Here is a 16,579-nt window from a genome sequence, read left to right on the forward strand (position 1 = left end):
GAAACATTCTTCACCGGGTGGCAGCAACCAACGCCACAATGTTTGTGAACTTTTTGAGAATCCTAAAGAACCACGATCTAGACAAACACATTGTGCTCGTACTCGACAATGCCTTGAAGAAGTGCTTCAACGCTTAGGGTGTGCTGTGTAAGGCAGAGGTCAACTTTTCGAGGCGCATTTATATAATAGTTGTAAATAACAACCATTATACATTTATTTATCAGGAGGAATTTATCATGTGGGATATTGTTTGGAATACAACAAAAGAGTTTATTTCTTTAGCTAAAAATCTTTTGATTTTATTCGTATTGATAACTTATCTTATTAATATCCTTGAGTATATAATACCGTTTGATAAGTTAGAGAAGTCACTTTTTGCCAAAAATCGTTTTTTAGCCAATATATCAGGAGCATTGTTAGGATTTGTAACACCCTTTTGTTCATGTTCCACAATTCCTATGTTGGTCACTATGTTCGATAAAAATGTTCCTTTTCAAACCGCAATGACTTTTTTGTTTACCTCACCGCTGTTAGATCCTTGGATTCTTACGATGATGGCGTATATATTGGGATGGAAAGTTACAATAATTTATACTTTCGTTACTTTAGTAATTTCTATGATTATAGGGTGGTTGTTGGATAAATGGGGATTTAAAAAATACGTAAAAAATGTACGGATCAAAGGTATAGAATCTCCGCAACTTGAAGGTTCCCGTAAAGTAGATTGGAAGAAGGCATGGAAAGATACACTCTCTCTTTTAAAGTCTGTATATATCCACATTCTCGTCGGTTCTCTTATAGGTGCTTTTATTAAAGAAGCTATACCACACTCTCTTCTAGAGGTTGTTTCTAAAGGAAGTCAATGGTGGGTAATTCCATTAGCAGCTATTGTAGGAGTGCCACTGTATATCCGACTTTCTACCATGTTACCTGTTAGCCAGTCATTAATTGCAAAAGGTCTTCCTCTTGCCCCTACCATGGCATTACTAATCGGAGGAGCAGGAGCAAGTTTACCAGAAATTATTATGCTGAGTAGTCTATTTAAGAAACAATTACTAATCGCTTTTATTGCCTCTGTCTTTATCATGGCAACCTTTTCTGGATACCTATTTCTAATAATTAATTAAAAGGAGGTGATAAATTTGACGAACAAGTTTTTATCCATTTTCGGATTAGATAAGAAAAAAGATAACAATTGTTGTAGCTTTGAGATTGAAGAAGTTAAAGAAGAGGAAAAAGAAAAAAAAGAAACTTGCTGTTCTGTTGATTCTTCTTCTGAAAAAAATAATAGATGACCTATGTAGGGTTATAAAAAAAGATCCGATTTTTTTGATATTATTGTAAATTATCATTTTATTTCAGCATAAAACGCCCATTTTTTTGCACATTCTTTCAGAAAGCCCTCTCCCCTTTTCTGAAGGAATGTGCTAAATTTTTTGTGAATTGTTTCGGACAAAGATTTCCATTCGTTTCAAGGAGAGGGGGGAGGAAGTGTGATCCAGTTTCACGACTTTGGCATTGACATTCAAACGTATACGGATCGTGGGAAAGGGAACGATTTTCCCGACGTGAACCAATGCCCCCACTGTCCATCCCGCCGCCCCTTGCATCGTCACGGATACTACCAACGCTATGCGTTGACGGCAGAGGGGGAGTATCGCCTTTGGATCGCACGATACGCTCGCGAGAGTGCCGTAAAACCGTGAGTGTGTTGCCTTCTTTCCTCCTCCCGTATGTTCAATATACACGATCGGTTATTTGGCAAGCGGTCAAAACGTGGCTGGAAACGCCAAGGCGAGGAGCGAAGACCAAACAGGTTGGTTTTCCCACCAAGGAGGTCATCTTATTTTATGTCCGACGATTTTTACGGAATCTCTCCCGCTTGCATCACGCGGCGGCGAGAAGGTGGGGGATCATCGGCCCTGTGGGGAACGCAAGAACAGAACGGGCGGTTTGGTGGATGCAGACCTTGGAGGGACGGGGGGTGGGCTCGATCATCCAAGACCTGTGGACAAACGAGAGGTGGCATCCGTTTGCGGATCAAATGGTTTCCTAATATCCCTCCTAACACCAAAAATGGAGATGATTGATGTTCCCACAAACCCTTCCTCTCGACGAATCTCGAGCCGTTTCGTAAGATAGGAGGCAGAGGGACCGGAACGGTCCAACATCACAGGGAGACAGGGAGGAGATCCGGATGGATGAATCGATGAGACACGACATCGCGCTGTTTCGGTACGGGCTGATCGCTCCGTTGGTGAATGGCCAGGTGGAGCCCAAGGCGTATTTGAATGAGGTGGGCGGGCGAGTGCATTCGATTCCTCATCAAGGGGACAAGCCCATTGCGGCGAAGACGATTCTGGATTGGTGCGCCCGATACAAAAAAGGGGGCTTCGACGCCTTGAAGCCGAAGCGCCGTTCGGACCGCGGCCGCTCCAGACGTCTGTCCCCCGATGATGAGGATCATATTCTAGCATTGAGGAAGGAACATCCCACCATGCCCGTGACCCTATTCTACGAACAACTCACCAAGCAGGGGGACATTCCCACCACCCTCTCATACTTTACTATATACCGACTGTTGAAAAAACACAACCTGGTGGGAAAAGAAATCTTGCCGATGCCGGAGCGAAAGCGTTTTGCGTATGACCAGATCAATGAGCTATGGCAAGGGGACTTATCCCATGGACCCACGATTCGCGTCCATGGGAAAGCCCAGAAAACGTTTTTGATCGCGTATATCGATGACTGCTCGCGGTTGGTGCCGTATGCCCAGTTTTTCCCTTCGGAGAAATTTGACGGGCTGCGGATCGTCACAAAGGAAGCGGTGCTTCGTTGCGGGAAGCCAAAACGCATTTACTCGGACAACGGGAAAATTTATCGATCCGAGGTGCTGCAGTATGCGTGCGCCGAGATGGGGATTACGCTCATCCACACTCAGCCGTATGACCCGCAAAGCAAGGGAAAAATCGAACGGTTCTTCCGCACCGTACAGACACGGTTTTATCCGCTGTTGGAGCTGAATCCGCCGAAGTCGCTTGACGAGTTGAACGAGCGTTTTTGGAAGTGGCTTGAAGAAGAGTATCATCGAAAGCCTCACGCCTCGCTGGATGGGAAAACGCCGCATGAGGTGTTTCAGTCCCAAGTGGAACGAGTGGTGTGGATCGAAGACATCGATTGGCTGGATGCGATTTTTCTGAAACGGGAGCACCGCAAGGTGAAAGCCGATGGCACGATCACCTTGAATAAACAGCTATACGAAGTGCCGCCTCGGTTCATTGGGCAATCGATTGAGCTCCGCTATGACGAACGAGGCGTCTATGTGTACGAAGATGGCAAACGGGTGGCGGAAGCCATTCGGGTGCGTTTGGAGGACAATGCCTATGTGAAGCGCCACCGGTCGCCGTTTGCGGCGGTTTCGGCGAAGGAGGGCGAACAGGATGTATAAAACGTTTTATTCCCTCTCGCGGGAGCCGTTTGCGAAAGAAACAGATCCGTCCGAGGCGTATCAAGGGGCGGCGTTTCAAGAAGCGCTGCGGGCGCTGGAGTACGTGAAACGAACCCGGGGGATCGGGCTGTTGATCGGAGAGCCGGGGGCGGGCAAGACGTTCGCCCTTCGGGCGCTGAAAGAGTCATTGAATCCATCATTGTATCATGTCGTCTACTTTCCGTTATCCACCGGAGGCGTGATGGATTTTTACCGTGGACTGGCCTTGGGATTAGGAGAGGAACCGAAGTACCGCAAGGTAGATCTCTTCCGCCAAATCCAGCAGGCGATCGAGCGATTGCATCATGAACGACGGATCACACCGGTGTTCATTTTGGACGAGATGCATTTAGCAAAGGATGCATTTTTACAGGACATCGCCATCTTGTTCAACTTTGAGATGGATTCAACCAACCCATTTGTCTTGATTTTGGCCGGGTTGCCTCATTTACAGGGGAAGCTGCGGCTCAATCAGCACCGCCCTCTCGACCAGCGGATCATCATGCGATACCGGATGGGGCCGATGGAGAAGGAAGAGGTGGCGGGCTACATCGAGCATCGAATGAAACAGGCCGGGGCGAAGCATCCGATCTTCACCCCATCGGCGTTAGAGGCGATTGCCCTGCAATCACGTGGTTGGCCCCGTGTCATCAACACGTTGGCCACGACTTGCCTGCTGTACGGGCATCAGCTGAAAAAGGACGTCATTGACGAAGAAGTGGTGCGCATGGCTGCAGAGGAAATGGGGTATTAGCACGAAAGGGGCCAAATCGGCCTCTTTTGTGCTTCCTCTTTTTCATCGATCCATCAGGCGCGCTGGAAATCTTCATCTGAAAGAGCGTGCAAATGTTCCGAAAGAATGTGCAAAATCCGCAATAATTCGCAAAAATTTTGCACATTATTTCAGAATCCGCCTGAAATAATTTGAAAAAGGGATTCTGAAATAATGTGCTAATTTACAATTATCCCTCTAGTGTAGACAGTTGGGAAAATGCCCATACTGTCAGTAAAAACACTGGTGGGATTTGTTTATGTTCGAGACCAAGCAAACACCAAAAGGGAAGACCACCATACCCATCACCCGAGTTCGACAGTTTTGAGGTCATTTTAGGCAAATAAAAATGGCCAAAATTCTGTGATATCACTCACATTTCGCACCCTAACAAGGTCAAAACAAAGGATTTTTTATTTAACCCGTGGTGCTAGATAAAACTCAGACAAGCATAAAAATAGCCCTTGCTGGCGGATCTCCAGTAGAATGAAAGTGTCACCCAACATTCGAAAGGAGAGATCCCCCATGCAAGAGCACTTTCATTTTACTACAGATCCAGCCAAACTTCAAAAACAATATGCCGCTATTTTCTGTTTTGTTTCTGCTCAACTGTCGTTGATTCAAATGTATCTTCATCGCCGCAACCGTCACTTGGTCAAGCAAAAAGACGAAGTGGTCATGGCGGTTCACCTTTTGGGGAAGCTGCTGGGCTTTTCTTCTGAACGAGCCTGGCATCGCTTTGTCACGGGAAATTTGTTCACAAACGGCTCGTTTCTTGAACGCTCCCGATACAACCGCCGCTGCCGAGCGCTTGGCTTCGCGGTCAAATGGATTCGTCATGAACTAGCCAAACGTGGCCAACACCATGCTTATGCCGTTGTCGACAGTTTGCCTCTTCCGTTGTGCCATCCCGCGAGAATGCAGCGCGTCAAGCGATTTCGAGGGATCGCGGATATGGGGTATTGTGCTTCCAAAAAGCAATGGTACTACGGTTTCAAGCTGCATCTTCAAGTGACCAATCAAGGGCTGGCCATGGGCTATGTCGTGACGGAAGCGTCCTGCCACGACGTCAAAGCGGCTGAAACGGTGATGACTCAAATCCCTCATCCCTACAACTTTGGAGACAAAGGGTACATCAGCCGCGCTCTTCGAGAAAAGCTGTATGAAGAACACCAAGCCGCGTTCTGGACACCGTCTCGACACAATCAAAAGCACGGCCCATCCAAGGCATGGGAAGAATGGATCAAGAAAAAACGCAAAGTCATCGAGACGGTGTTTTCGATTCTCGTGGACCAATACCGGATCACCGACATTCGGGCGAATTCCATTGCCGGGTTTGAAGTGGCACTCGATGGCATCTTGGTGGCTTATTCCCTGGTCACACTAGGGCTGGTTGAGCGCTGACGCTCAACTAGCACCACGGGTTTATTTAGTTTTTCAGAATAACTTTTTGACCAACACAACGAGCGATGGCAATCCTTTTTTTACCATCGCTAGTCGTTCTGTATCATGTTAGACGTAGATGCTCTCATCCATGCCCAATCCCTGCAGAATCCTTCGCTGATCCGGGTTGAGGGAGCGATCCAGTGCGCGTTGGATGCGCCCGTCTGGCAGCTCCAGCAGGATGACGTTCACATATTGAAACAGCTGAAAAATCGCCTGTCCCGTTGGCCGGGTCAGCTTGTGGCCTCCCGCGCCCTTTAACGGGCGTTCTGGTGTGATGAACTGACGCACCCGGCGCTGAAAAACGCGGTAAATCGCCAAGGCCAAGAGAAATAGATAGCCCAATACGGCGACCCGTTCTGGCTTTTTGACATCAATCTCATCCGTGAAAAACGGATCTTTCAAAAACGCGAAGTTCATTTCCACCGAGATTTGCCCTTTATACAGCTTCAAGATCTCTTGGGCATCCATTTGTTGGCCCTTCCATTCCTTCGGAACGGTCGTGACGAGGACAAACCGGGACGCTTTCCGTCTTGCCTGTTCCCATGCCTGTTGGTCGAATTCGACGTTTAGGCGAAGGGTGTACAGCGTCTCCGTCTCGGGTTCCGCCCCTTTTTTCGGCCGTCCGCGCCGTTTTTTCGGACGCACGATCTCTTCGACCGCGGCCTCCACTCGATGAAACCGAGGGCGAAGGGACGCCTTGAGGGACGTCAAGGCTTGTTCGGCGTCTTCGCGGCAGGAGAAGGGGTGGCGCTCCCAACGGACTTGTTCCTCGCGAAGAAGCTCCGCTTCTTTGACCCGCTCTTTTTCGAGCGTTTTTCCTTTGCGCTGGTCGAGCGCGCTCGATTCGACGACGATCAGCCGAACCGGGTGGCCTTCATAGGTCGCGGCCGTTTCCCATACCCGGTACGTGGCGCCGTTTCTCTCCGCTAGGGTAAAGGGTTCGCTCCACGGGATGTGAGGCGAATCGGCCTCCGCGAGCGCCTGTTTCACGATTCGAAGCGACGAAGGGCCTCTGGTGATCAAAAAGGCACGGGCGGCTTTTGTCTGCGCCAAGGTGTCTTTCGTCATCGCGGCGGAATCGGCCACGTAAATCCATTCGTCGTCGATCTTGGCTTGTTTGAACTGTTCGTGGATCCGCGACAGCACCTCAGGATTCCACGCCTTATCCGATAGATTGCCGTCATGCACATCGCCGTAAAACGGGATGCCATCCTCGTTGCCGACCAGCCCGAAGCCGATCTGTTTTTGCCAACGGTGATGGCGGTTATAGCCATGTGTGATCTGCAAAGCCTCTAATGAGGCCGATTCATACGCTCCGTAAACAGTTTTGTCTGTCGTATCGGCGTGAAAGGCTCGGAGGGAAAGGCCTTCTTTGCGATAAATGTGAATCAAGCAAGTGCTGATGACCTTGTGAATATCGGCCTCATACAAGCGGTCGAGATGACGGGCCAAGGCATCGTCGTTCAACCAGGAAGGATGGAGACCGGGACGGATGAGTTTCTCCAGATCGATCTCCTGAGCCCATCGTTCTAAGTGAACCAGGGCTTGCCGGCCGTCAAATAGATTGTAAAGGATGGCCTGAACGGCATCGCTGACTCGCGTTTGGCACTGTGGATCGACGGGCACAAGATGGTCAATCAAGTGAGGGATGTCGAGTTTTTTGACTAGAACACTTATTATATTCAAATAACCATTACGATAGACCCCTTTGACTTTCACATTCATGAGAGAAAAACTCCTTTACGTTCCTTGTGTGTCAAGGATTCATTCGACATCGGAACAAAAAATCCTCCCGATTTTCGTCGGAAGGGTGCGAAATGTGAGTTACAATAGATACTAATGAGGAAACAACTTTTACAAAGAAAATAGAGTTACCTGATAACGGATACGTAATTGTGGAACAATCTATAAATATTGAAGATGAACCATTAGATGTAGTTCCGCTAGCTGCTGATTATTTTTATTTTTATAATACTAGTACATTTTATAGTGCAACAGTTTACATTCACCATGTACTTTACCCTGACACAAAATTAGTTCTAAAAACTGGTTTTAAAGTTACTACAAAAGGTTTGACTGCAACATATGCTTCTGTTGCAGGAACATCTGCTTGGTTCCCAAATACTGTTGATGGATCAGCTCAAATAACAGACAGTACAGCATATAAAGAGGGCTATGATATTAATGCACAAGGTGATTATAAATATGCAGCTATTGGAATAGGTGGATCAGGTATTTTTAATTCCTACCATACCATTGTAAGTTCTGTAAAACTTATAGACCTAAAATCAAATGGAGCGACAGTTAGAGTTTCTTTCAAACATCTCTATTAAAGGCGGGGGTATCTATGGCTGAAACGACAATTTATTCATCCTTTATAACTGACTGGTTACCTATAACAATTGTTTCGGTAACTGTAGCCATTATCGTTTTAGTTGGTATCCTTGTATTTAGAGTATTAAAACAGAAATAACTATACTGTAGACATTGTAAGGTACCGTCAAGATTTTTGTGTAATGTAAGATAGATAGGGTGTCTTTGAAATGGGTTTAGAATAGAGGGGGATATTTCCTCCACACAACAGACTGAATATTCAGTCTGTTGTGTGGAAAGGGAGAATCCCCTAATTTTGTTTATTTACAACTCACATTTCGCACCCTAACAAGGTCAAAACAAAGGATTTTTTATTTAGTTTTTCAGAATAACGTTTTGACGAACACGATTAGCGATGGCAATCCTTTTTTTACCATCGCTAGTCGTTCTGTATCATGTTAGACGTAGATGCTCTCATCCATGCCCAATCCCTGCAGAATCCTTCGCTGATCCGGGTTGAGGGAGCGATCCAGTGCGCGTTGGATGCGCCCGTCCGGCAGCTGGAACACGACGACGTTCACATAATGGAAACAGCTGAAAAATCGCCTGTCCCGTTGGCCGGGTCAGCTTGCGGCCCCCAGGCCCTTTTAACGGGTGTTCCGGTGTGATGAACGGGCGCACCCGGCGCTGAAAAACGCGGTAAATCGCCAAGGCCAAGAGAAACAAATAGCCCAATACGGCCACTCGTTCTGGCTTTTTGACATCAATCTCATCCGTGAAAAACGGATCTTTCAAGTGGGGCAGGCCCAGTTTTTTGACTAGAGCACTTATGATATTCAAAATAGGAATTGCGATAGACCGCTTTGATTTGCACATTCATGAGAGAAAAACTCCTTCACTTTTCTTGTGTGTCAAGGATTCATTCGATATCGGAACAGAAAAACCCTCCCGATTTTCGTCGGAAGGGTGCGAAATGTGAGGCTTACAGCGGAATATTGCCATGCTTTTTCTTCGGCCGCTCCTCGTGCTTGTTTCGAAGCATCTCGAGCGCCTGAATGAGCTTGATTCTCGTGTCGCGCGGATCGATGACATCATCGATCATGCCGTATTTCGCGGCGACGTACGGATTGGCAAATTTCTCCCGGTATTCGGCAATTTTTTGTGCCCGCGTTTCTTCCGGATTCGGACTTTTTTCAATTTCGCCCGCGAAAATAATGTTCGCCGCTCCTTGCGGCCCCATGACCGCCACTTCCGCGTTCGGCCACGCATAGACGACATCGGCGCCGATCGATTTGCTGTTTAGGGCGACGTACGCGCCGCCGTACGCTTTCCGCAAAATGACCGTAATTTTCGGCACCGTTGCTTCCGAGTAGGCGTACAAAATTTTCGCCCCATGGCGGATGATGCCACCGTGCTCCTGCTTGACGCCCGGGAAAAAGCCGGTGACGTCCTCAAACGTAATGATCGGGATGTTGAACGAATCGCAAAAACGGATAAAACGCGCCGCCTTGTCGGACGAATCAATGTCAAGCCCGCCGGCCATAAACTTCGGCTGGTTGCACACAAGCCCGACCACTTCGCCTTTAATGCGGGCAAAGCCGATCACGATGTTTTTGGCGAAATCTTTTTGCACTTCCATAAACGATCCGTCATCGACGACTTGGGCGATGACGTGGCGAACATCGTACGGGCGGACGGCGTCAATCGGCACGACATCGGCCAAATCGGGGCGGTAGTCGTCCCCGTCCGGAATCGGGCCAAACGGCGGCTTTTCGTTATTGTTTGACGGCAAATAGCCAAGCAGCCGCCGCACCTCGGCGAGCGCTTCCTCTTCATTCGCCGCCGCAAAATGAGCGTTGCCGCTGATCGTGTTGTGCACGCGGGCGCCGCCTAAATCTTCGGCGCTGATTTTCTCCCCGGTCACCGCTTCAATCACTTTCGGACCGGTGATGAACATTTGGCTCGTTTTTTCGACCATGAACACAAAATCCGTGATGGCCGGGGAATAGACGGCCCCGCCGGCGCACGGCCCCATAATGACGGAAATTTGCGGGATGACGCCGGAATAAATGGCGTTGCGGTAAAAAATGTGCCCGTACCCGTCAAGCGACAAGACCCCTTCTTGAATGCGGGCGCCGCCCGAATCGTTCAAGCCGATGACCGGCGCCCCGGTTTTCGCCGCCAAATCCATGATGTTCGTGATTTTTTTCGCGTGCATTTCCCCAAGCGCGCCGCCGAAGACGGTGAAATCTTGCGAGAACACAAATACGGTGCGTCCATTGATCTTCCCGTAGCCGGTGACGACCCCATCGCCCGGCCCCTTCTTTTCGCCAAGTCCAAAATCGGTGCAGCGGTGCTCGATGAACGGATTGAGCTCGACAAACGTCCCTTCGTCCAACAGCAAGTCAATCCGCTCGCGCGCCGTCAGCTTCCCTTTCGCGTGCTGCTGTTCAATTTTCTCATCGCCGCCGCCCAGTTCAATCTCACGTCGGCGGTCATACAGTTCGTTGATTTTGTCGTACATGTCGCTCATTGGTGTCCCTCCGTTCGGTTCGTCCGTTCACAAAGTTCGTACAACACGCCGCCGGTCGATTTCGGGTGCATGAAGGCCACCCACGCGCCGCCGGCGCCGCGTTTTGGCGCATCTTGAATCATGCGAATGCCATGCTCCTTCAGCTCACGGATGCGCTCGGTGATGTCCTCGACGCCAAGCGCCACGTGATGGATCCCTTCGCCGCGTTTCTCGATAAATTTCGCCACCGCGCTCTCTGGCGACAGCGGCTCGAGCAGCTCAAGCTTCGCCTCTCCGGCCTGCAGAAACGCCACTTTCACCTGTTCCGACTCAACTTCCTCGATGCCGAGAAACGGCAGGCCGAGCACATCCGTATAAAACGGAAGCGCTTTATCGATCGAGCGGACAGCAATGCCGATATGGTCGACTTTTTTCACCTGCATCGTCTTGGTCTCCTTTGCTGCAAAATGATGAGGCCAACGTTTTATTATTCGCCGTTTCGACAAAAAATCCTGCTTTTTTTGTTTTTCTTTGTCTGCGCAACGGTCAAGCCATGGAGCGGTTCGTTTCATCTCTCATCCTGCTTTTTTCCTTGTCCGCTCCGCTGTTTGCCGTTACAATAAACGTAGAACAGCGGACGGAAGGAGGACGGACCGTTGTCGCGCAAAACGCAAAAATTCGTGGTTTACTTGATGCTCATTTGCATGCTGCTGACGACGCTCCTCGCCGGCATCAGCATGTGGTTTTAAGCGCGATCCGGCGTAAAAAACGCAAGCTCCGAAACCGGAAGCTTGCGTTTTTCATTGGACAGCGCCGTACCGTTTGGCAATGGCGTAAAACGATTCGTTGCTGCGGAGAATGAGCACGTTGGCGCCGATGGGCACCCGTTCATACAGCTGCTCGACATTGCGGTTGTGCATGCGCACACAGCCTTGCGAAACGTAGCCGCCAATCGACGCCGGGTTGTTCGTGCCATGAATGCCGTACGTGCGCCCGTCCGTCCCGCGCGCGTTAAAGCCGATCCACCTTGTGCCGAGCGGATTGTTCGGCGCCCCGCCTGGAATGTTCTTTTTCCGATAATACGGGTGTTTCGCCTTCACCGTCACCGTAAACATTCCTTCCGGCGTCAAATCGGCATTGACCCCGGTCGCCACCGGATAAACGGCTTCGATGCGGCCGTCGCGGACGAGCGCGAGCTTATTGATCGCTTTGTTCACAATCACGAGCGGCTTCGCCTCCGCCGCTGTCTGGAAAGGCGCCCCCAACACTGCGGTTATCACGAGACAAATGGCCAACCATACCCGCATATCCGTCCATCCTTTGCTTGAATGTTTGGCTATAGTGTGCGCCAAAACGGATGGACATATGCCCTGCATCATGCCTTCAGCCGCTGCGGTTTTCGTTCGTTTCCGGGGTGGAATTCGCTTTTGATGATTAAATATCGCTCCAATTCGCGCACTAAATGAAACAACGCCGCCCGCTCTTCAAACTGCTCGCGCGTCTTTGGCAGCGGCATCGCCTTAAACTGTTCGCGCATCTCGGCAAGGCGCCGCAAAAAGCGGTCCGCCGTATTCCCCGGATGAATGGCGTCGCTTAATTCGTCGATAAAATCCGCAATCATCATCCGCTGTTCGACCGTGTAGGTAAGTGACGTCACAAGCGGAAGCATATGCTCGATGATTTCCAACTGCCGCTCGCGCATGCGGAAGTAGCGGACATATTCATCCTCATTCCGCCATAATTGGTTGTCGGCGTGGCGCATGGCGAGTTTTTTCGCCTTGTCGAGCGTCTCGGCGGCGAGCGGAAGCTCTTTTCCGTCCCAATCGAGTTCATTGGTGCGCAAGTAGCGGACGATTTCTTTTAAAATGATGCGGAACAAATCCTCAACGATGCGTTGGTACTCTTTGAGCTGCTTCTCGACGCTTGGCATGTACATATTCATAAGCAGCGCCACACCAATGCCAACCGCCACCAGCAAGATCTCATTGGCGACCAATCCCCACGTGATTTCCTTGGCCGCATACAAATGCAAAATAATGACCGAGCTTGTCGCAATGCCCTCGTTCACCTTCAGCCTGACGGTCACTGGAATGAACAGCAGCAGCAACAGCCCGATCGTCCACGGATGATAGCCGAAGACGGCAAAAAACAACGCCGCAAACCCGATCGCGACAACGCACGCCGCAAAACGAGCCCGGGCGGTCTCAAGCGACCGCTTTTTCGTCACTTGGACGCATAAGATGACGATAATGCCAGCGGAAGCGAAGTTATGAAGACCGATGAGCTGAGCGATGGCAATCGCCAGCGCCGCCCCCACCGCCGTTTTCAATGTCCGATAGCCGATTTTCATCGCGCCGTCTCCTTTGCCAATGGTTGCCGACTTCATTGTACCGATGACGGCGCTTTCGATGCAAGGAAAAACGGACAATATTTGGCTCACATGCACACCCGTCCCGAAGCCCATCTGCCCCAACAGCCGCGCAAGGGCAAAAAAGACGGCTGTCCGCTAATGCGGGACAGACCGTCCTAGACACAAACAGGGGCGCGGTTCATGAGCGGGCTTTTTCATAAATCGTCTTCCCGTCGCGCTCGATTTCGCGCCTGATCGCTTCGTTCAGCGCGTCGAAAAAAAGCACGTCGCACAATGGACACTCCCTACACCTAAAGACGCAAAATTTGCCAAAAATCGTCATCATGACAATACGATTTTCCTATTATTTGTGAATATACTGTGAATTTCCATGTAAAAGGTTGACATCTTCTTTTTTTTTTTTTTTATAATGCCACCTGAATCCGTGATGGATGGAAATCAACTTCGATTTTGGTGCTAGTTATATGGATGAATGATCCATAAATCCCTTTTTGTGATGATTCCCTGCACTATTTTCATGTTTAAAAATGAGATAAATTTCTTTTTATGGAGATCTAAACTAAAAAAGAGGCAAAAAAGTACAGGGAGTGATGGTTGACTTTTGCATCCGAACATCTGTTTGTTATCTTGCTTCTTTCCATTTTTGATACACATTCAGTAGGAGTATACTGTACCCGCTCCTTCGCGTCAGTTTCATCCATAGTTGCCGTGATCGGCGAACGAGTCGCCCTGCCATCGTGATCACCGTCTGAATGATCGTCTTGATGCGGCGGCGTTTCACTTTGTGATGTAATGGATGTCTCGGGTCGCTTAATAGATCTTGTCCGATCAGGCGAAGAAGGTTGTACACGAAGGCTCCCATGACCAACACGAGCGCATTCGTTTTCATCTTCCCAGATGGAAGCCGCTCTAAATCTAAGTCGCTCTTGAGTTCGCTATGAAACTGTTCGCATGTCGCATGATCATGATACAACGCGAGCACATCGCTCATTCGAACATGCTCGTATCCTTTGAGCCGCACCCAATAGCTTTCCACTTCATAATTAGGAACGAGCATCACCTGTCCATTGCGTTCCATCGTCCGTTCCGTCACTTGGGTGACTTGAACGTACGTATACGTATTTCCATCGATCGCTGCCGTCTGTGGAAGGCATAACTCATACGTTTGGACTCCTTCTGTTTGTCCATCATCGACGCGTTTGCCCTTTTGCGAAGCGATCTGGAACCAAAGCGCTTTCGATTCTCGGCGCAAGTTTCGTTTGATGACAAAGTCCACGTCTTCCTTTAGACACACGTGCACGTTTGCTTCCGCGTCGTTTCCTGCATCCATGCGAACAAGCAGACGAGACGAGGTCAGTTGACGAGCTCGACGGATGGCGGTGGTTAAAAACGAAGGCATGTTGTCTTGCACATGTTGTTTTCCAGGACGCAACTCGGCATGAACGATATAGCCTTCCTTCCCCGCATACGCAAACAACGGCGTAAAACCGTCAAATCCTTTATACGTTCGACTCACTCCTTCTTTTTTCGTATCGGAGTTGTCAAATGGGGAGCCATCTATATCAAGGGGAAGCCATGTCGTCTTTCCTTTGGCCCAACAAGGGGACAAGGTGGCATGTCGTTGAATCAACAGACGCATGGACTCCTCCCAAAGAATCGTTTCGGTCATCGGAAGACAAGCGAGCTGATCGAGTCGCTGTCTCAACGTTGGGGAGGAAGGCACGTGCTGAATGCCCATCGATGTCGAAAAGATATCGTCCTGACGATATGCTTCAATATGATCAAAGTCCGTTTTTCCTGTGGCAAGCAAGCCGATCATCGAGCGAATGACGTCGCTATGGGAAATGTGCACGTCTCGACGAACGGTAGGAGGCCGAAGCGCGTTTACTCGTTTATTCAGTTTCGTTTGATGGAGCAAGTAGCCAACGAGGGCAAGCCCCGCACTTGGGGTAATGGCTTCATCTGTCAACACAAACCGAATCGGGAAATCTTTCATCGCATTTTCACCTGCTTGATGAAAAGTCGTTAACGTCGTTTTCCCTTATCGTATCAACGGTTTGCGACCATTGTAAAGATGTTTTGTCACGGATTCAGGAATGCCATTGAATTTTACAAACATTTCAAATTGATGATCAGAGAGGGCATTCAATATGAAATGGGTTTTCATTTCAAGGATGGCGTCCCGCTTAAAAGCAGAAGCCATTTTCATATTGGTATTTTCCGGGGCTTTGATGTTTGATTGCCTCAATCCCCATACCATCAATCCAGCGGAATGGATCTTATATACGAAGTACTTGGTTCCGATTGGAATGGCGGTCTGGCTGCTTTTCAGCTTTCGTTTGCACGTTTCCTTGTTCGCCTCAACGCCGATTCACTGGATCGCGATGAACGACATCATGCGAAACCCACAAAAGATCGTCTTCTGCCAAGCTTTGATCGCGTTTGTTTGTTTTTTCGCTTTGCAAATGGCCTTGGCCGGGATCATCGCCTGTGCGGTGGTGATCAACTATTCAGCGGGTTGGGATCTTTTCACCTTTCTGTTTCCATTGTATTTGATTCATTTTCTTCTACCATTTCTATGGGCGTGGATGATTGGATTGTCCACAAGCGCTGTTTACGCCTATCATTCTCCGAAAAAAGCGATGTTGCTCGTTGGCGTACTTGTTTTGTGGATCATCGTGCTGTTTTCTTTGGAATATCGCAACCCATCCTTCTCCTTGTGGGTAAACCATCGTTGGCCTTACATTGACCCGTTATTCAGCTTAACCTTTCAAAAAGAACGCATGCTGATCAAGTTGGCGTATATCCTTTCTTCCATCGCCGTTTATGGCGTTTTTCGAAGCATGCGGCGATCCTTCGCGGGGCTCGCGGCTGGTGTGACTCTCGTTATTTTCGTAACATTTTTCCTTCAACATGCACAATCAAAATTCCAGTTGGATGACATTCTGTTGGCAAACGACGTCAAACTTTATCAACAAATCAAACATCAGGATCAAACCAAGAACATCCCGTTGCATGGATATTGGAAAATCAAGGAGATCGAGGTGAATCCGAAATCCACGCATCCGATCAAAGTCACACTCTCTCTGCATCCGAAAGAACGCACCGTTCGTTTTTCGATCAACGAGCAATTTCAAATCGATCACATCCAAGGCGGAGGGAAGCGTTTACCCTTTCAACAACAAGGAAACGTTGTTCAGGTGGAGACCAACGGTGCGCCATCCATGACGATCTATTATCAGCATACGTTCGGCTCAACCTTTTATCCGTTGACATCGGGCGTCACTTTGTTGCCATTTGAAGCCAACTGGTATCCGCAATCAGTGGATTCAACGCTTTACCATCTCGACTCATCCGGAACGCTTCATTCCAATGTGGAAACGAAAACATGTACACGGGTCAAAATGATTGTCGGAAAGGAAAAGTACCGTTGGCGTGGGGACCATCCCCTTTGTCTCTCCATGATCAACGGTCCTTACAAACAAATTCAAGTGCAACATACTCGTTTCCTTGTTTATAAACCGTTTCTCACCACAACAAGAAATTTATCAAATTCATAATGCAAAATTAGTTGCCTTTGAAAGGATGTGAAAAAGAGTGTTAGGAAACAACAATGAAAAATGGAAAAGCTCATCGTTATTGGTTCCATAGCCTCTTACGAAATGAAGCTGGAACCGC

Annotated in this window: 15 protein-coding genes and 3 pseudogenes; 10 read left to right on the forward strand and 8 right to left on the reverse strand. The window is 48.9% G+C overall.

The annotated features are described in order from the left end of the window. Nucleotides 1–236: 236 nt before the first annotated feature. From GYMC52_RS11865 to GYMC52_RS11885, 6 genes and pseudogenes are all read left to right on the forward strand, one after another. Nucleotides 237–1,127 (forward strand): permease, encoded by an 891-nt coding sequence (locus GYMC52_RS11865; RefSeq protein WP_012820638.1) that lies wholly within the window; start codon nt 237–239, stop codon nt 1,125–1,127. A 15-nt stretch (nt 1,128–1,142) separates the two neighbouring features. Continuing rightward, nucleotides 1,143–1,295, forward strand: a complete 153-nt coding sequence (locus GYMC52_RS19785) for a hypothetical protein (RefSeq protein ID WP_012820637.1) — start codon at nt 1,143–1,145, stop codon at nt 1,293–1,295. Between the two features lie 198 nt (nt 1,296–1,493). Beyond that, a pseudogene (locus tag GYMC52_RS11870) lies at nt 1,494–2,056 on the forward strand (DUF6431 domain-containing protein). Nucleotides 2,057–2,197: 141 nt separating this feature from the next. Further along, entirely contained in the window at nt 2,198–3,448 is a 1,251-nt protein-coding gene (locus GYMC52_RS11875) for an IS481 family transposase (protein ID WP_012820636.1), read from the forward strand. Next, nucleotides 3,441–4,241 carry an ExeA family protein gene (locus GYMC52_RS11880; RefSeq protein ID WP_012820635.1) on the forward strand — a complete coding sequence of 267 codons (801 nt, stop codon included), beginning with the start codon at nt 3,441–3,443 and terminating at the stop codon, nt 4,239–4,241. Before GYMC52_RS11875 ends, GYMC52_RS11880 begins: the two co-directional genes overlap by 8 nt. Before the next feature lie 543 nt (nt 4,242–4,784). Beyond that, entirely contained in the window at nt 4,785–5,663 is an 879-nt protein-coding gene (locus GYMC52_RS11885; protein WP_012820634.1) for an IS982 family transposase, read from the forward strand. Between the two features lie 108 nt (nt 5,664–5,771). Here GYMC52_RS11885 and GYMC52_RS11890 read toward each other — a convergent pair whose 3' ends face one another. Continuing rightward, complete coding sequence (locus tag GYMC52_RS11890; protein WP_012820633.1) at nt 5,772–7,430, reverse strand: IS1634 family transposase; 1,659 nt, start codon at nt 7,428–7,430, stop codon at nt 5,772–5,774. 170 nt (nt 7,431–7,600) lie between these two features. On the opposite strand from GYMC52_RS11890, the gene GYMC52_RS19360 reads away from it, so the two are divergent. Together GYMC52_RS19360 and GYMC52_RS20200 are read left to right on the forward strand one after the other, a co-directional pair. Then, a complete protein-coding gene (locus tag GYMC52_RS19360) occupies nt 7,601–8,038 on the forward strand; it encodes a hypothetical protein (RefSeq protein ID WP_144319739.1) in 438 nt (145 codons plus the stop codon). A 14-nt stretch (nt 8,039–8,052) separates the two neighbouring features. Continuing rightward, a complete protein-coding gene (locus GYMC52_RS20200; RefSeq protein WP_255347934.1) occupies nt 8,053–8,178 on the forward strand; it encodes a hypothetical protein in 126 nt (41 codons plus the stop codon). 298 nt (nt 8,179–8,476) lie between these two features. Here GYMC52_RS20200 and GYMC52_RS11895 read toward each other — a convergent pair. The 3 genes and pseudogenes from GYMC52_RS11895 to mce all read right to left on the reverse strand — a co-directional run. Further along, nucleotides 8,477–8,816: pseudogene (locus GYMC52_RS11895) on the reverse strand (transposase); the annotation flags it as partial. Nucleotides 8,817–9,000: 184 nt separating this feature from the next. Continuing rightward, nucleotides 9,001–10,551 (reverse strand): acyl-CoA carboxylase subunit beta, encoded by a 1,551-nt coding sequence (locus GYMC52_RS11900; protein ID WP_012820632.1) that lies wholly within the window; start codon nt 10,549–10,551, stop codon nt 9,001–9,003. After that, nucleotides 10,548–10,973 (reverse strand): methylmalonyl-CoA epimerase, encoded by a 426-nt coding sequence (gene mce / locus GYMC52_RS11905; protein WP_012820631.1) that lies wholly within the window; start codon nt 10,971–10,973, stop codon nt 10,548–10,550. The genes GYMC52_RS11900 and mce overlap by 4 nt, the downstream gene beginning before the upstream one ends. 213 nt (nt 10,974–11,186) lie before the next feature. Here mce and prli42 point away from each other — a divergent pair, with 213 nt between their 5' ends. Next, nucleotides 11,187–11,279, forward strand: a complete 93-nt coding sequence (gene prli42, locus GYMC52_RS19620) for a stressosome-associated protein Prli42 (protein ID WP_012820630.1) — start codon at nt 11,187–11,189, stop codon at nt 11,277–11,279. Nucleotides 11,280–11,330: 51 nt separating this feature from the next. On the opposite strand, the gene GYMC52_RS11910 is transcribed toward prli42, so the two are convergent. The 4 genes from GYMC52_RS11910 to GYMC52_RS11925 all read right to left on the reverse strand — a co-directional run bounded on the left by GYMC52_RS11910 (nt 11,331) and on the right by GYMC52_RS11925 (nt 14,897). After that, nucleotides 11,331–11,837 carry a L,D-transpeptidase gene (locus GYMC52_RS11910; protein ID WP_012820629.1) on the reverse strand — a complete coding sequence of 169 codons (507 nt, stop codon included), beginning with the start codon at nt 11,835–11,837 and terminating at the stop codon, nt 11,331–11,333. 68 nt (nt 11,838–11,905) lie between these two features. Then, a complete protein-coding gene (locus tag GYMC52_RS11915) occupies nt 11,906–12,880 on the reverse strand; it encodes an aromatic acid exporter family protein (RefSeq protein ID WP_012820628.1) in 975 nt (324 codons plus the stop codon). Nucleotides 12,881–13,079: 199 nt separating this feature from the next. Then, complete coding sequence (locus GYMC52_RS11920) at nt 13,080–13,166, reverse strand: nucleotidyltransferase (protein ID WP_230982769.1); 87 nt, start codon at nt 13,164–13,166, stop codon at nt 13,080–13,082. Nucleotides 13,167–13,523: 357 nt separating this feature from the next. Continuing rightward, nucleotides 13,524–14,897, reverse strand: a complete 1,374-nt coding sequence (locus GYMC52_RS11925) for an IS1380 family transposase (RefSeq protein ID WP_012820626.1) — start codon at nt 14,895–14,897, stop codon at nt 13,524–13,526. Between the two features lie 154 nt (nt 14,898–15,051). Here GYMC52_RS11925 and GYMC52_RS11930 point away from each other — a divergent pair. Further along, nucleotides 15,052–16,446: pseudogene (locus GYMC52_RS11930) on the forward strand (hypothetical protein); the annotation flags it as partial. Nucleotides 16,447–16,579: the final 133 nt, after the last annotated feature.

Source organism: Geobacillus sp. Y412MC52 (assembly GCF_000174795.2).
GTDB classification, from domain to species: Bacteria; Bacillota; Bacilli; order Bacillales; family Anoxybacillaceae; genus Geobacillus; species Geobacillus thermoleovorans.